A 15297-nucleotide genomic window follows, 5' to 3' on the forward strand; every position below is an offset into this window, starting at 1 on the left:
CTTTTAAACCCTATAATTTTTGAGAACAATGGAAGATTTTCTCCGCAGCTTGTTGGGCAGCAATATTACAGCGACGTGGCTGTTATTAATCGTAGGGTTTTGCTGGATTGCTTACATACCCGGCCGCCTGAGAAATTAAAAATTATCCATTAAAACTTCAAAATTAACTAGGTAGGCGCAAATAAACCTTACCGTTGAACAGACTCAGTTATAGCGTGCCTCAGAGGCTCAGATTTTCTACGATATTTCATGCCCTATCTCCGGGGCACCCTACAACTTAGCCTAAATTAATCATTTTTTAACAGACAGGCGTACGATCGCCCGATCGCCCAAACAAGCAAATGCGATCGGGCGATCGTATTTCACCGCAGATTTATTCAAACAACACAAAATTAATTAGTCCTCAGTTTCCACAAAAACACTCACAGCCGCCACAGCGATTAGCATTTCATCATTTTTATCATTCAGAGAGGCGATCGCCCTTCCTGCCACAATCATGCCTCCTTGCTCCACAATCAGAGTTTTGCTGCCAAAAGGCAGCACCGCCAACACCTCCTGTTCCCGCACTTGTTCCGGGTAAGGAACCGCCACCTTAACCTCAACAATCATCTGATTGGGGTCAGTCAAACCCGCCACTTCCCAGACGCCCAGCAAAGCATTGTGGGCGATCGCATTCCGTACAGCCCTTGCACAGGCTACAGTCGGTTCCTGCCCGTGCTGGTCTACCCCCATCCCCATTTCGATGATGAAACATTTACGTGCCATAGTTGCCCCTTGGTTGATTTTTGTTTGTAGTCGTTAGCGAAGCCCTCGAAGAGGATCGCACTCTTTCCCCAAACAATTATCAACCTAATAGACGGCTTTTGATATTATTTTATCAATCGCTCTAACAACAAAAGAATAATACCAGTCTAAAAAAAATCCAACTGTAAGCAAGCTTCAAACCCTTATCAAATCAGCCATTCTCAATCTCAAATCTCAAATGGTATAACTTATGGTAATATAACCAAATTCAGCTTTCCTAGCGGACTGCCCAACTCATCGCCAGCTTGAATCATGGATAGTTTTCTACCAATTGCCTACTTTCAAAACCAATTTCTCCCCTTTACCGACGCCAAAATTTCCATAGCCACCCACGCACTGCACTACGGAACCGGAGTCTTAGGCGGGTTGCGGGGAATTCCCGACCCCCAAAATGCCGATCGAATATTGCTATTTAGATTAGACCGCCACTGTCAAAGATTAAGTCAAAGTGCCAGCTTCCTTCACTGCGATTTACCCGCCAGCAAAATCCAACAAATAATCATTGATTTTGTCCAGAAAAACCAACCAACAAAATCATTTTATATTCGCCCTTTTATCTACACATCAAGTTTAGGAATTGCCCCGCGACTGCACAACGTAGAAACAGACTTTTTTGTCTACGGATTAGAACTTTCAGACTATTTACCCAAAGAAGGAGTCAACTGTAGAATTAGCTCTTGGTACCGCCAAGAAGACCGCAGTTTGCCCTTAAGAGGTAAAATTAGCGGCGCTTACATCACCTCAGCTTTAGCTAAAACAGAAGCAGTACAATCCGGCTTCGACGAAGCTATTATGATGAATTCTCAGGGAAAAGTCAGCGAAGCTTCAGGGATGAACATATTTGTCGCCAGAAACGGTAAATTAGTTACTCCAGGTTTCGAGCAAGATATTCTCGAAGGAATTACCAGAGACAGCGTTATAACTATCGCTAGAGACTTAGGAATTGAAATCACAGAAAGACCAGTTGATAAATCAGAATTGTTGATTGCAGACGAGATTTTCCTGTGCGGAACCGCCGCCAAAATTACGCCAATTAACCGAGTAGAAAACTATCAATTGCCCCAACATAGACCCATCACCGAAAAGATTTTGGACAAACTAACCGGGATTATCGAAAATCGCGACAGCAAGTACAAAGACTGGGTATTTCCGATTAATCTTAATTAACCGAAAATACCTGTGCTACTAGAAGCAAGTTCACTCGTTACCAGGCTCTACCTGGTAACGCAAATCGGGAGGCTCTGCCTCGACATTTGATGGCAACCATGCGAGGCAGAGCCTCTGGATATCGGTTCCCAGGCAGAGCCTAAGAACCAGTTGTTGTGGAGCAGGCATCGTGCCTGCTTCCTGCTAGGAACTACCCGCACAAAACAGCCGCGTGATGGCGAATGTGCTCCTCCATAAAAGTAGCTATAAAATAATAGCTATGATCGTAACCTTCCTGCATCCTTAAACTTAGTGGCTGTCCCGCTGTTGCACAAGCCTCGGCGAACACTTCCGGCAACAACTGCCCGTCAGCCAGATACGAATCAGCAGTGCCGCAGTCAATCAGAATCGGGCGGTTGTATTGCGCCTCAAGTACCAATTCGCTAGCATCCCAAGCCCTCCAAAGCTGTTGGTCGCTGCCGAGGTAGTTTGCAAAAGCTTTTTGTCCCCAATGGCAGCGCATTGGGGCGGAAATAGGCGCAAAAGCGGAAACTGAAAGATAGCGAGATCCATTTTTCAAAGCGCAAATTAAAGCCCCGTGTCCGCCCATCGAATGACCGAAAATTCCCTGTTTTTCCGGTATTGCTGGAAAATTTTCGGCGATTAAATTGGGCAATTCATCAACCACATAACTGTACATCCGATAGTGAGAATTCCAAGGTGCGGCTGTCGCATCAACATAAAAACCCGCACCACTTCCTAAATCCCAATCTTCATCTTCGCCAGGAATGCCAGTATTGCGCGGGCTAGTGTCGGGCGCAACCAGCATTAACCCGTATTTTGCCGCAAATTGTTGCGCCCCCGCTTTTGCCATAAAGTTTTCTTCCGTGGAGGTTAAACCTGATAGAAAATACAAAACTGGTACGGGTTGAGATAAAGCTTGCGGGGGCTGGTAAACAGCGAATTTCATCTCGCTGTTGCAAGCAGAGGATTGATGGCTATAAAAGCCGAGTTTGCCACCGAAACTTTTCTGTTCTTTGTGCAGTTTTAGGGATTCTGATATCATATTAATTCTATTTCTTTTGTGAATTAGATTTTTTTATTAACCGCAGAGGGCGCAGAGGACGCAGAGGCAGAGAGAAAAGAGAAGTTATGTAGGGTGCAGCCGTGTACCTTATGGCTATAGATAGCGCGTAAAACCACTTTTTCCGTAAGTCCTGTCTTCCTTCTTCCGTCTTCTCTCTTCCTTCTTCGTTCAAAAACTCAAAATGTCAACACTGTGCGAATTACTTCGCCTTTGTGCATTAAATCAAAAGCTTCGTTAATTTGGTCGATCGGCATTACCCGAGATACCAAACTATCAATATCAATTTTACCGTCCATGTACCAATCAACAATCTTAGGAACATCAGTTCTGCCTTTTGCCCCGCCAAAAGCCGTGCCTTTCCAAACGCGGCCAGTTACTAGCTGAAACGGGCGGGTACTAATTTCTTGACCGGCTGCCGCTACCCCGACAATTACGCTCACGCCCCAACCTTTGTGGCAGCATTCTAAAGCTTGGCGCATCACATTAATGTTGCCGATACATTCAAAACTGTAATCAGCTCCACCTTTGGTTAAATCTACCAAATAAGGGACTAAATCGCCTTCCACTTCGCGGGGATTGACAAAGTGAGTCATGCCGAATTTTTCCGCCATCTCTCGCTTGTCGGGATTCAAGTCTACGCCGACAATCATGTTAGCTCCCACCAGGCGAGCCGCTTGAATTACATTCAAACCCACGCCGCCCAAACCGAAAACTACCACATTAGAACCAGGCTCTACTTTCGCAGTATTTATGACAGCGCCGATGCCAGTTGTTACGCCGCAGCCGATCAAACAAACTTTATCAAAAGGAGCATCTTCGCGAATTTTTGCTACTGCAATTTCCGGCAATACTGTATAATTAGCAAAGGTAGAAGTTCCCATGTAATGGTAAAGTTTCTGCCCATCTATAGAAAACCTACTCGTGCCGTCGGGCATCACTCCCTGGCCTTGAGTCACGCGAATTGCTTGACAGAGATTAGTTTTGCGGCTCAAACAATATTCGCAGTTGCGGCATTCGGGAATGTAGAGAGGAATTACCCGATCGCCCACTTTGACACTCGTGACTCCCGCCCCAACTTCTGCGACAATCCCGGCTCCCTCGTGGCCTAAGATAGCAGGAAACAAGCCTTCAGGATCGGCACCGGAAAGAGTGTAAGCGTCAGTGTGACAAACACCCGTGGCTTTAATTTCCACCAACACCTCTCCAGCCCTGGGCCCATCTAGATCAACCGTTTCAATGCTCAAAGGTTTGCCGGCACTGCGAGCAACGGCTGCTTTAACTTTCATGCTTTTCCCCTGCGATCGATTTGTCAATTCACCAGTCAATATGTATTCTATTACTTAATGTCAAACTTGGAGCAACTCTATGACAAAATTAATTGTAATTACCGGAGCTAGTCGCGGTCTCGGTCTTGCCATGACCGAAAAGTTTATTGAATTGGGACATACAGTTGTGGGATGCGCCCGTTCTTCAGAAGCGGTGGAAAAACTCAACAAAAAATATAGTGCGCCCCATCATTTTACTTGTTTGGATGTCACCAGCGACGAGCAAGTAAAAGCTTGGGCAACAGAAAGTTTTGCAAAAAATGAGCCACCAGATTTGCTAATTAATAATGCAGGTGTAGCTAATCATCTCGCCCCTCTTTGGAATGTCAGTAACGAAGAATTTTCCCAGGTAATTGATGTTAATATAAAAGGTACGGCTAATGTAATTCGTCACTTTGTCCCGGCCATGATTGCTCGGAAAAGCGGGATAATTGTCAACTTTAGTTCGGGTTGGGGAAGGTCAACTTCGCCGGAAGTCGCGCCCTATTGCGCTTCCAAGTGGGCAATAGAAGGACTTACGCGATCGCTCGCTCAAGAATTGCCTGCAGGTATGGCAGCAGTTCCTTTGAATCCGGGGATAATTCACACGGATATGCTCGAAATTTGTTTCGGAGAAGATGCGGCAAGTTACACATCAGTCAAAGCATGGGTGCAAAAAGCAGTTCCTTTTTTACTCAAGTTAAAACCTTCCGATAACGGAATGCCGCTGACTGTTCCTGGATAATACAGCAACCCTGGCAGGATTTACGCACCTCTCTATTTTCTTCTCCTCTGCGCCCTCTGCGCTCTCTGCGGTTCATTAAAAAATTCAAAAATGAAATAAAATTGCTATATTCCCAAATCACAACTCTTTCGCCAAATAGCCATTGTGAACTTGCCGCTAACCTCCCCCTCGCAAACCGAAACCCGCAAAGCAGACCACCTGCGGATTTGCCTCGAAGAAGACGTACAATTTCGCGAAACTACCAGCGGCCTCGAACGCTACCGTTTTGAGCACTGCTGTTTGCCAGAACTCGATCGCACTGAAATTGATTTAACCTCCACATTTCTCGGCAAAAAACTAGCCGTTCCCCTGCTAATTTCCTCGATGACCGGCGGCACACAATTAGCCCAGACAATCAATTATCGCCTCGCCGATGTCGCTCAAGAATACAAACTAGCAATGGGAGTCGGTTCCCAGCGAATCGTCGTAGAAAATCCTCAACTAGCTCCTACATTTGCCGTCCGTCGCCGCGCTCCAGATATTCTGCTATTTGCCAATATCGGAGCAGTTCAATTAAACTACAATTACGGTTTGGAAGAGTGCCAAAAAATTGTTGATACTTTAGAAGCAGACGCACTAATTTTGCATCTCAATCCGCTGCAAGAGTGCGTTCAAACAGAAGGCGATACTAACTTTAAAGGACTGCTAGATAAAATTGCCAAATTGTGCGCTAAATTACCCGTACCAGTTATTGCTAAAGAAGTCGGCAACGGTATTTCAGGAAAGATGGCAAAGAAATTGCTCGCCGCTGGGGTAAGTGCGATCGACATTGCCGGGGCCGGAGGCACTTCTTGGGCGAAAATAGAAGGAGAGCGAGCTAAAGATGGCAAGCAGCGCAGGTTGGGCGCAACCTTTGCCGACTGGGGAATACCGACAGCCGAGTGCATTGTCAGCACCCGCGCCGTAGCGCCGGATGTTCCTCTGATTGCCTCTGGAGGCTTGCAGAATGGATTGGATGCAGCGAAGGCTATCGCTCTTGGCGCGGATATTGCGGGACTGGCGCGGCCGTTTCTGCAAGCTGCAGCGGAATCGGAATCAGCCGCAGCCCTCCTAGCTGAGGTTTTAATTGCAGAAATCGCTACCGTGATGTTCTGTACGGGCTGCGCTAATTTGGATGAGCTAAAACATTCTGGGGTTTTGGAAAGGTTAAGATAAAAGTGAGTCAGCAGTCAAAAGTCATTAGTCAGCAGTCAAAAGTCATTAGCTAATAACTAACGACAGCGGATAATTGCTAAATCCTAGTTGCAGGAATTACCAATAAAATCGTTTTCGCGCTTCATCGGAATAATATTTTTCCGAGTGCAGTGCGAGCATCCCGCTCACACGCTCGGTATCATTCCGCTTTAACCAGATTTGCTCTCACTAATGACTAATAACTAATCACTAATTACCAATTATCTAATGAAAGATTTCCTAAAATATACCTGTGCAAGTTTACTGGGAACCTTCCTAGGACTGCTGCTGCTGGGCAGCATCGGATTGGGAGGACTGGTAGTGCTAATTGCTATGGCGGCATCCTCGTCCAAAGATTCGGGCCCGCAAGTTAAAGATAAGTCGGTATTGGTATTAGACCTTTCTTTAAATATCACCGACAGCAAACCGAGCCGTAGCACTGGCGCGGCGATTGAAGAAGTGCTTTCGGACGATTCCGGCGATACAGTGACGCTGCGGACTGTTTTAGACACCATCGAATCGGCTAAAAAAGACCCGAAAATAGTTGGCCTTTATCTCCAAGGTAGCTCAAATTCGAGCAGCAGCGGGTTTGCCAATCTCAAAGAAGTTCGATCGGCCTTGCAGCGTTTTCGAGATGCCAAAAAACCCATTTTTGCTTACCAGATGGACTGGAATGAGCGAGATTATTACCTCGGTTCCGTTGCTAATACAATAGCAGTCAATCCTTACGGCGCTTTGGAAATCAACGGTTTTAGCAGTCAGGCAATGTTTTTCACCGGTGCTTTGGAAAAATACGGCGTGGGAGTGCAAGTGACTCGCGTCGGGAAATACAAGTCAGCCGTTGAGCCGTTTTTGCTCACAAAAATGAGTCCCGAAAATCGCCAGCAAACTCAAAAGTTGCTCGGAGATATGTGGGGAGAATACCTGCAAACTGTCGCCCCGAGTCGCAAAGTGACTGTTCCGCAACTGCAAGCGCTTGCAGATAATGGCGGAACTTTGATGGCTGACGAAGCTCTAAAAAGCAAGTTAGTTGATAAAGTTGTATACTTTGACGAAATATCGACTGAACTTAAAAAACTCACAGGAATCGATGGCGAAAACAAATCTTTCAAACAAATTAGTTTGAAAAATTACGCAAGAGTTGCTGAGAATAAAAACTCAACTCGCGCTAACAATAAAAACCAAATTGCTATACTTTACGCCGAGGGAGAGATTGTAGACGGCGAAGGGGGCCCGACTCAAGTAGGAGGCGATCGCATCGCTCAAGAAATGCGGAAAATTAGAGAAGATAACGACGTAAAAGCAGTGGTTTTGCGCGTCAACAGTCCTGGAGGCAGCGCGACGGCGGCCGAAGTCATTGGGCGCGAAGTTATGCTGACGGGCAAAAAGAAACCCGTTATCGTTTCGATGGGCAATTTAGCAGCTTCCGGCGGCTATTGGATTTCGATGGGTTCCAGCCGCATTTTTGCCGAACCCAATACGATTACCGGTTCGATCGGCGTTTTTGGAATGCTGTTTAACGCCGAAAAGTTGGCTGCTAACAACGGCCTGACTTGGGACGTTGTGAAAACCGCCCGGTTTGCGGATACTAACACGGTTTCCCGTCCCAAAAATCCTCAAGAATTGGCGAATATTCAGAGGATAGTCGATCGCATTTACGATCGATTTATTACTAAAGTCGCCGACTCCCGCAAACTGCCGAAAAACAAGGTACAAGAAATTGCTCAAGGCAGGGTGTGGTCTGGTACGGCCGCGAAACAGTTGGGTTTAGTCGATGAAATTGGCGGGCTTGAAGATGCTGTCAGAGAGGCGGCGAAGCAAGCTAAACTCGGCGACGATTGGAAGTTAGAAGAATATCCCAAACGCCGCAGTTTGGAGGAGCGAATTTTGGAAAGAATTTCAGGCGTTCACGTTTTGAAACCAGCCGCCAAACTCGACCCGCTAACGGCCGAATTTAAGAAAATGCAAGATGAATTGGCTGTGATCAAGTCGATGAACGACCCGCAGGGGGTTTATGTTCGCTTGCCTTTCAATTTGCGGATTGATTAATTAATACCAACTCCGGGATTTTTACCCCTTTATTCTTCAGTCCCCTTTGTTAGGACGAAAGTTTTGCTCTTGAACCGTTGCAAGCGCTGAGTCTGATCGGGGTTTTTAACGCGGATTTGGTAAAAGTAGGGTGACGCATCCTACCAACAACTGAAAAACCCGGTTTCTTGAAGAAACCGGGTTTATGAATACCCTAAAAGTCGATCGACTCCGAATTGGCAATATTTGTTATGCAGCACGCTGAGTTAACAATCCCCAGATGAAAAGTACCACGAGCGCACCTACGACGGCTAAAGCTATGCTCCATAAACTAAATCCTCCTGCGGCGGTAGCTCCCCCTATCCGCAAGACTTGAGCTAGATAACCTCCCACTACGGCGCCCAAAATTCCTAAGCCTGTTGTGGCCAGAAAACCGCCACCTTGAGTTCCCGGATAAATGGCTTTGGCGATCGCACCGGCAATCAGTCCTAAAACGATCCAAGCAATAATTTCGCCCATGTCTTTTTCTCCTGAATACTTAACTTTCTTAGTGCCTTGTCTTATGTTCTTAGAATAACAACCCCGAGCCGGCCCTTACCTCTACCGTAGGGAGGAACCGAAAGTGGTAGGATTTCTCATGAATCGTCCGAGTTTGAGGCTTTTTAATATCTCAAAAGAGTTAACCCACTTTTTCTAGGGAATAAAGGTACTTATGCTCAAACCAAAAGGGAAATAGGAGAATCTTTTCTGGGACTTTTTGTGTTTTGGTGGTTAAAAAAATTACAATATTTCTGTGAAATGAGGAAAGTTTGCGCCCGATGGATCTGACTCTGTGCATGATTGTGAAGAATGAAGAGGCAACACTGTCGCGGACTTTGGACAGCGTTAAGGGTGTTGTTGACGAAATGGTGGTAGTGGATACGGGATCGGGCGATCGCACCCGTGAAATTGCCCGAGAATTCGGGGCGAGGGTTTATGACTTTGAATGGTGCGACGACTTCGCAGTGGCGCGCAATGAGTGTCTGAAGCACGCCCAGGGCGACTGGATTTTGGTATTAGATGCCGATGAGGTTTTGGTATCGGAGATTCAACCTCAAATAAAGCAGGCAATTGCGAGCGATCGGCTGCTGCTAATCAATCTCATCCGCCAAGAAATCGGTGCCTCTCAATCTCCCTATTCCCTAGTGTCGCGCTTGTTTCGCAATCGCCTCGATATCCGCTTTTCTCGCCCTTACCACGCCATGGTAGACGACAGCGTGGCTGAGATTTTGCAGAGGGAACCAAAATGGAAAATAGCTTCTCTCCCCGATGTGGCGATTTGGCACTCTGGTTATCAAAAAGATGCGATCGCCGCAAAAAGTAAATTCCAAAAAGCTCAAGCAGCAATGGAACGCTATATAGCTTATTATCCAAACGATGCTTATGCTTGTAGCAAATTAGGCGCTTTGTATGTAGAAACCGGGCAAATTGGACGCGGAATTAATCTATTAACCAGGGGCTTGGCTGCGGCGGCAATTGATGATTCTATTCTTTACGAACTCAACTATCATTTGGGAATTGCTTATCGCCAGCAGCAGCAGTTTGCCAAAGCAAAAGAACACTATCAAGCCGCAATTAATACAAATGTGTTCCCGCCCCTCAAGTTGGGTGCTTACAATAATTTGGGCAATTTGCTCAAAGAGGAAGGAGATTTGAAATCTGCTGAAAAAGCTTACAAAGCAGCTTTAAAAATTGACCCCAATTTTGCAGCAGGTCACTACAATTTAGGACTGACGCTGAAGGCAGCCGGAAATTTAGCCCATGCGATCGCCTATTACCGACAAGCGATAAAACTCGATCCCGAACACGCGGAAGCTCATCAAAACTTGGCAGTAGCCTTGCTGAAAATTGGCAAAATGCCAGAGAGTTTAGCAGAATTCAAAAGAGCGATCGCCCTTCACGAACAGCGCCGCCCTTTTGAAGCAGAACGCCTGCGCCGGGGACTACAAGAAATGGGTTTAATGTAACTGAAATTATGGCTTTTATGGGCGGGCAGGATGCCCACCCTACAATCAAATTCTCGGATTGTGGAACAGGCATCTTGCCTGTTCATTAAAAATATTCCAAGATATGAGATGCAACCAGCAAAATCAAGCAATTATCTCTACTTTGCCGCTATCCAAATCGTAGCGGCCCCCAACAACTTTAAGCTTGCCAGCTTTGAGTGCTTCCGCTAAAATAGGCGACGAGGATTGTAACTTATTTACATTCATTTTCACATTAGCTCTGACTGCGTTATCCCACGCATCGCCTGTTTGACCCTTGGTGGAATCAACTGCCGGTTTAATCGCCGCTACCAGAGTGCTAATGTGACCCGGCACAGCTTTGCCATCTAAAGCTGCTTTGACAGCACCGCAGCGTTCGTGACCCAGAATTACTAATAGTGGTACGCCTAATTCTAAGGCCGCATATTCTATATTTCCGAGAACCACATCGTCGAGAAAATTGCCAGCTACTCGGATATCAAATAAATCCCCCAATCCTTGGTCGAAAATAATTTCGGGAGCAACGCGCGAATCAGAACAAGCGAGGATGGTTGCAAACGGATGTTGACCCTGTGCTACTTCTACAATTCGCGATCGAGCTTGGTCGGGAAATGTCCGTTTTTGCTCAATGTAGCGTTGATTCCCCTCCATCAATTTCTGAAGAGCACTGTTAGGAGTAAGCTCAGAGATTGCCTCGGCCTTTGCTGCTTCGGCTTGTAAAAACGCAGGTGCCAAGCTTGCCGCCAGCATCCCTGCACCAGCCTTCAACATTAAATTACGTCTCGAAATCATGCCTCTACTTCCGATTTCAGTCATTGCTTATAACTCGGTTCAATTGTTTAATTTTTTCTATTTTATAGCATAATATCTACCACAAGCTTAGCCCGACTTATTTGATTTTTCTTTACACGCCGCTCCGACCAAATGTAAACTTCAAAAAAGTGACCAATTTTTTTTCATTGATATTTTATTTCACCCTGTTAACTGCGGTCATCCTTCTGTCGGCAGGGGATGCTAGAATGTATCTAAAACGACAATTATTTATCAATGGCTCGAAATGTCCTACGTCGCCAGCATTCATATCTATCCGGTCAAGTCCCTTGACGGCATAGCAGTCAGTCAAGCAACTATTCTAGCCAGCGGAGCTCTAGAAGGCGATCGCTCTTTTGCAATCTGCGATGCAGCAGGAGAATTTGTTAACACTAAGCGCAACAGCGGAGTCTGTTTTCTACGCTTATCCTTTGACATCAAAAAGAGAATTGCCGGCCTGAAAATACAAGACACCGAACAAGAATTTTTTTTTCATGTAGATAGAGAACGCCCGGGAATAGAATCTTGGTTGAGCAACTACTTCGGTTTCCCCGTCAAGTTAATTGAAAACTTGCTGACAGGTTTTCCCGACAATACCGCTGCACCAGGGCCAAGCATTATCAGTACCGAAACAATTGCCGAAGTTGCATCTTGGTTTCCGAGAGTTTGCGTTAACGAGATGCGCCATCGCTTGCGAGCTAATATTGAAATAGGAGATGTCCCGGCTTTTTGGGAAGACCAACTTTTCTCACAAGCCGATGAAATTGTTAGGTTTAAAATAGGGACAGTAATATTTGAAGCTATTAATCCGGGTCAGCCATATATCCTATCTACGCGAAATTATGGGGCGAAACCAGGCGATCCCAATTTTAAAAATATACTAACAGCCAAGCAGAAGGAAATCATGCCTGACTTGGTAAAAAAAGGCCATTTAAATCACTTTAGTCGGCTGATAGTTAACACACGAGTCGCACCTCACGCAGCAGAAAAAATATTACACATAGGAGACGAAGTTCACATTCTCAGCGCCCGCAACTCTCTATTGAATACCGTTTCTGATTAGTTGTAGGGTACGAATCCGATCAAGCCGGGGGCAACTCCAAAGTAAGTTGACCCAAAACACCAGTTCTAAAATCGTTTAACATCTGCCGCGCCGTTCGTTCGACATCTCCTTTATACCTGTCTTTTGCTACCTCGTGCAAATAATCTTCACCATTACTAGAAGCTGGATCTAATTTATACCTGGATTTGAAACCAGATATTGATATCAAAGTCTCATCCGCCGCTTGCAGCCCTCGGAGCAAATCTACCATCGCTGCTGCTACTACCTGATTGTCGTAAGCTGCTTCACCAATATCTTCGCAAATAGCTAATTTTATGGCATTTTCTTGATTGTTAATTCGGGTTGGGATCACTCCGGGGGCGTCTAATAATTCAATTTCGTCAGAAATGCGAATCCATCGGAGCGATTTAGTTACTCCAGCTCTGCGAGCACTATCTACCACTCTCCGCCCTAACAGCCGATTAATTAAAGCAGATTTTCCGACATTGGGAAATCCCATTACCACTGCGCGGACTGGACGGGGCAGCATACCTCGATCGAACCTTCTTTTATTTAGCTGCACCCCAGCATTCTGCACTGCATCGGCCACAGCGTCTACTCCGTGACCGTGCTCGGCATTGGTAAAATACGCAGTTTCCCCCTGGGCCTCAAACCATGTTTCCCACGCCTCGCGCGATCGAGGCGTAATCATATCCATGCGGTTGATGACCAAGACTCGCGCCTTGCCGCCCACCCAGCTCGGCATTTGGGGGTGAAAAGTAGCCAAGGGAATGCGGGCATCTCGGACTTCGAGCACCACATCTACCCGCTTTAGCTGTTCTTTTAATGCCCGTTCCGCTTTGGCAATGTGACCGGGATACCAGTGAATTTTCATAATATGAAGGAAGAAGGAAGAAGGAAGAAGGAAGAAGAATGAGTGTAAGGAAAGAGAGAATCACAAAGGAAGGAACTAGGGAGGCAATCAGGAAGTAAGGAATCAAGAAGTAAGGAGGGAAGAGGGAAGAGGCAAGAGGGAAGAGGGAAAAGAAAAAATGAAAAAGGGAAAATGAAAAAGTAAGCTGTTAGGTATCTAACTTACACTGCTGAAATTAAGTAAAAAGAAAGAGTTTTCTTTCTGGCTTCTTCCTTATTCCGTCTTCCTTCTTCCCTCTTCCTTCTTCCTTCTTCCTTCTTCCTTCTTCCTTCTTCCTTCTTCCTTCTTCCTTCTTCCTTCCTTAAGGCACAATCAAAACTGCACAAGGAGACAGATTGATCACCCGATTGGTAACGCTGTCAAACGCCCCCTCATCGGTTAAACCCATCCCCCGACAGCCCATCACAATCAAATCGGCCCCAATTTCGTCAGCCACATCGCAAATCGTGAAAGCAGGTTTGCCTTCCCGTTCGATGATTTCAGCTTCAATTCCCTGCTGGGAAAACATCGATTGGGCCTCAGAAAGAAGTTTGGCGACGGCTTCGGGGGAAGTCATCACCTCTCGCGCCGGGGCGCCGGCCTCCTCGGCTGGGGGCTCGACTACCGAGAGAATAACTAAGCGAGAGGCGTAGGTTTTCACGATATTGACCACCTTTTCGGCAGCTTCGCGGGCTTCTCGGCTTTGATCTACAGGAAATAAGACAGTCTTGAACATACTGCGCATCTCCGGGACGCGGACTCCGATAAAATGTTTACGTTGAGCCAATCAGTGCCGTTTGTTTCATCTTCCGTTTTTTGTACGGACGCGGTTGAATGCGTCCGAGGCCCAAGTGCAAGTGACCAGTGCCGCCATTTCAACGGAATTCCACAAAAACACACATATTAGGAGGTTAATCCTGTGACAAAAAAAACTGTAGCAAATTTATCGGCATCGGACTTATCGGGCAAACGGGTACTGGTGCGGGCGGACTTTAACGTGCCGCTCGACAACGGCAATATCACCGATGATACTCGCATCCGGGCGGCTCTGCCGACAATTCAAGATTTAGCGTCCAAGGGTGCTAAGGTCATTTTGTGCAGCCACTTCGGCCGTCCCAAGGGTGTGACGGAGAAGTTGCGCTTGACACCGGTTGCTAAACGGCTGTCGGAATTGTTGGGTAAAGAAGTCAAAAAGACTGATGACTGCATCGGCGATGAAGTCGCTGCTACAGTCGCCGCGATGCAAGATGGCGATGTGGTTTTGCTAGAAAATGTGCGCTTCTACCCAGAGGAGGAGGCAAACGACCCGGAATTTGCTAAGAATTTAGCTTCTGTGGCCGATTTGTATGTCAACGATGCTTTTGGTACGGCTCACCGGGCTCACGCTTCTACAGAGGGCGTTACTAAGTATCTGAGTCCTTCTGTGGCTGGGTTTTTGATGGAGAAGGAACTGCAATATCTCGGCAGTGCGATCGACAATCCTCAGCGTCCTTTAGCGGCTATTATCGGCGGTTCTAAGGTTTCCAGCAAGATTGGAGTCATTGAAAAACTGTTGGAAAAGTGCGACAAACTGCTGTTGGGCGGTGGCATGGTTTTCACGTTCTACAAAGCTCGCGGTTTGAGCGTTGGCAAGTCTTTGGTGGAAGAGGACAAGCTGGAATTGGCTAAGTCTTTGGAAGCTAAGGCGAAGGAACGGGGAGTTACTTTTCTGTTACCTACTGATGTGGTAGTTGCTGACAAGTTTGCTGCTGATGCTAACACTCAAACTGTCTCTGTTGAAAGCATCCCCGACGGTTGGATGGGTTTGGATATTGGCCCCGATTCTGTGAAAACTTTCCAAGATGCTTTGGCCGATTGCAAAACTGTAATCTGGAACGGGCCGATGGGCGTGTTTGAGATGGAGAAGTTTGCTGTGGGAACTGAAGGAATCGCTCATTCTTTGGCTGGACTTACTAAAACTGGTACTACCACAATTATCGGTGGTGGTGACTCGGTGGCGGCTGTGGAGCAGTTGAATTTAGGTGAACAAATGAGCCACATTTCTACTGGTGGCGGTGCTAGTTTGGAGCTGCTCGAAGGTAAGGAATTGCCTGGTGTTGCTGCTTTAGATGAAGCTTAATTAAGTTAAGTAGGGCGGGCAAAGCCCGCCTTGCTGGAAGCAGGTATAAATCCTTGGCTGCGA

General features: G+C 46.5%; 14 protein-coding genes. 7 read left to right on the plus strand and 7 right to left on the minus strand.

Annotated elements, in window-relative coordinates; translation table 11 throughout:
- Positions 1 to 396 precede the first annotated feature (396 nt).
- The gene (locus QUA71_RS08595; protein WP_190662931.1) at positions 397 to 765 is read right to left on the minus strand and encodes a Lin0512 family protein; all 369 of its coding nucleotides are present in this window, start codon (positions 763 to 765) and stop codon (positions 397 to 399) included.
- Between the two features lie 291 nt (positions 766 to 1056).
- On the opposite strand from QUA71_RS08595, the gene QUA71_RS08600 reads away from it, so the two are divergent.
- A complete protein-coding gene (locus tag QUA71_RS08600; RefSeq protein ID WP_333284047.1) occupies positions 1057 to 1971 on the plus strand; it encodes a branched-chain amino acid transaminase in 915 nt (304 codons plus the stop codon).
- Positions 1972 to 2161: 190 nt separating this feature from the next.
- Here the strand turns inward: QUA71_RS08600 and fghA are convergent, their stop codons facing one another.
- Together fghA and QUA71_RS08610 are read right to left on the minus strand one after the other, a co-directional pair.
- Positions 2162 to 3016, minus strand: coding sequence for an S-formylglutathione hydrolase (gene fghA, locus QUA71_RS08605; RefSeq protein ID WP_333284049.1), 855 nt, complete (start codon positions 3014 to 3016; stop codon positions 2162 to 2164).
- 197 nt (positions 3017 to 3213) lie between these two features.
- Positions 3214 to 4323 carry an S-(hydroxymethyl)glutathione dehydrogenase/class III alcohol dehydrogenase gene (locus QUA71_RS08610; protein WP_190662928.1) on the minus strand — a complete coding sequence of 370 codons (1110 nt, stop codon included), beginning with the start codon at positions 4321 to 4323 and terminating at the stop codon, positions 3214 to 3216.
- 79 nt (positions 4324 to 4402) lie between these two features.
- Here QUA71_RS08610 and QUA71_RS08615 point away from each other — a divergent pair, with 79 nt between their 5' ends.
- From QUA71_RS08615 to sppA, 3 genes are all read left to right on the plus strand, one after another.
- On the plus strand, positions 4403 to 5086 hold the full coding sequence (locus QUA71_RS08615; RefSeq protein WP_333284052.1) for an SDR family oxidoreductase: 684 nt from the start codon (positions 4403 to 4405) through the stop codon (positions 5084 to 5086).
- A 144-nt stretch (positions 5087 to 5230) separates the two neighbouring features.
- Complete coding sequence (fni, locus tag QUA71_RS08620) at positions 5231 to 6280, plus strand: type 2 isopentenyl-diphosphate Delta-isomerase (RefSeq protein WP_333284054.1); 1050 nt, start codon at positions 5231 to 5233, stop codon at positions 6278 to 6280.
- A 246-nt stretch (positions 6281 to 6526) separates the two neighbouring features.
- On the plus strand, positions 6527 to 8347 hold the full coding sequence (sppA, locus tag QUA71_RS08625) for a signal peptide peptidase SppA (protein WP_333284056.1): 1821 nt from the start codon (positions 6527 to 6529) through the stop codon (positions 8345 to 8347).
- A gap of 228 nt (positions 8348 to 8575) precedes the next feature.
- On the opposite strand, the gene QUA71_RS08630 is transcribed toward sppA, so the two are convergent.
- Positions 8576 to 8845, minus strand: coding sequence for a GlsB/YeaQ/YmgE family stress response membrane protein (locus QUA71_RS08630; RefSeq protein ID WP_333284058.1), 270 nt, complete (start codon positions 8843 to 8845; stop codon positions 8576 to 8578).
- Between the two features lie 299 nt (positions 8846 to 9144).
- On the opposite strand from QUA71_RS08630, the gene QUA71_RS08635 reads away from it, so the two are divergent.
- A complete protein-coding gene (locus tag QUA71_RS08635) occupies positions 9145 to 10332 on the plus strand; it encodes a tetratricopeptide repeat protein (RefSeq protein WP_333284060.1) in 1188 nt (395 codons plus the stop codon).
- Positions 10333 to 10455: 123 nt separating this feature from the next.
- Here QUA71_RS08635 and QUA71_RS08640 read toward each other — a convergent pair whose 3' ends face one another.
- Entirely contained in the window at positions 10456 to 11166 is a 711-nt protein-coding gene (locus tag QUA71_RS08640) for a carbonic anhydrase (protein WP_333284062.1), read from the minus strand.
- 241 nt (positions 11167 to 11407) lie between these two features.
- Here QUA71_RS08640 and QUA71_RS08645 point away from each other — a divergent pair, with 241 nt between their 5' ends.
- A complete protein-coding gene (locus QUA71_RS08645; protein ID WP_333284064.1) occupies positions 11408 to 12223 on the plus strand; it encodes an MOSC N-terminal beta barrel domain-containing protein in 816 nt (271 codons plus the stop codon).
- Between the two features lie 19 nt (positions 12224 to 12242).
- Here the strand turns inward: QUA71_RS08645 and ylqF are convergent, their stop codons facing one another.
- Positions 12243 to 13097 carry a ribosome biogenesis GTPase YlqF gene (ylqF, locus tag QUA71_RS08650; RefSeq protein WP_333217956.1) on the minus strand — a complete coding sequence of 285 codons (855 nt, stop codon included), beginning with the start codon at positions 13095 to 13097 and terminating at the stop codon, positions 12243 to 12245.
- Between the two features lie 340 nt (positions 13098 to 13437).
- Positions 13438 to 13851: a universal stress protein gene (locus QUA71_RS08655; RefSeq protein WP_333216596.1), complete on the minus strand. Its 414-nt coding sequence runs from the start codon at positions 13849 to 13851 to the stop codon at positions 13438 to 13440.
- A 183-nt stretch (positions 13852 to 14034) separates the two neighbouring features.
- On the opposite strand from QUA71_RS08655, the gene QUA71_RS08660 reads away from it, so the two are divergent.
- Positions 14035 to 15234: a phosphoglycerate kinase gene (locus QUA71_RS08660; protein ID WP_333216594.1), complete on the plus strand. Its 1200-nt coding sequence runs from the start codon at positions 14035 to 14037 to the stop codon at positions 15232 to 15234.
- Positions 15235 to 15297: the final 63 nt, after the last annotated feature.

This window comes from Microcoleus sp. MON1_C5 (assembly GCF_036701875.1).
GTDB lineage: Bacteria > Cyanobacteriota > Cyanobacteriia > Cyanobacteriales > Microcoleaceae > Microcoleus.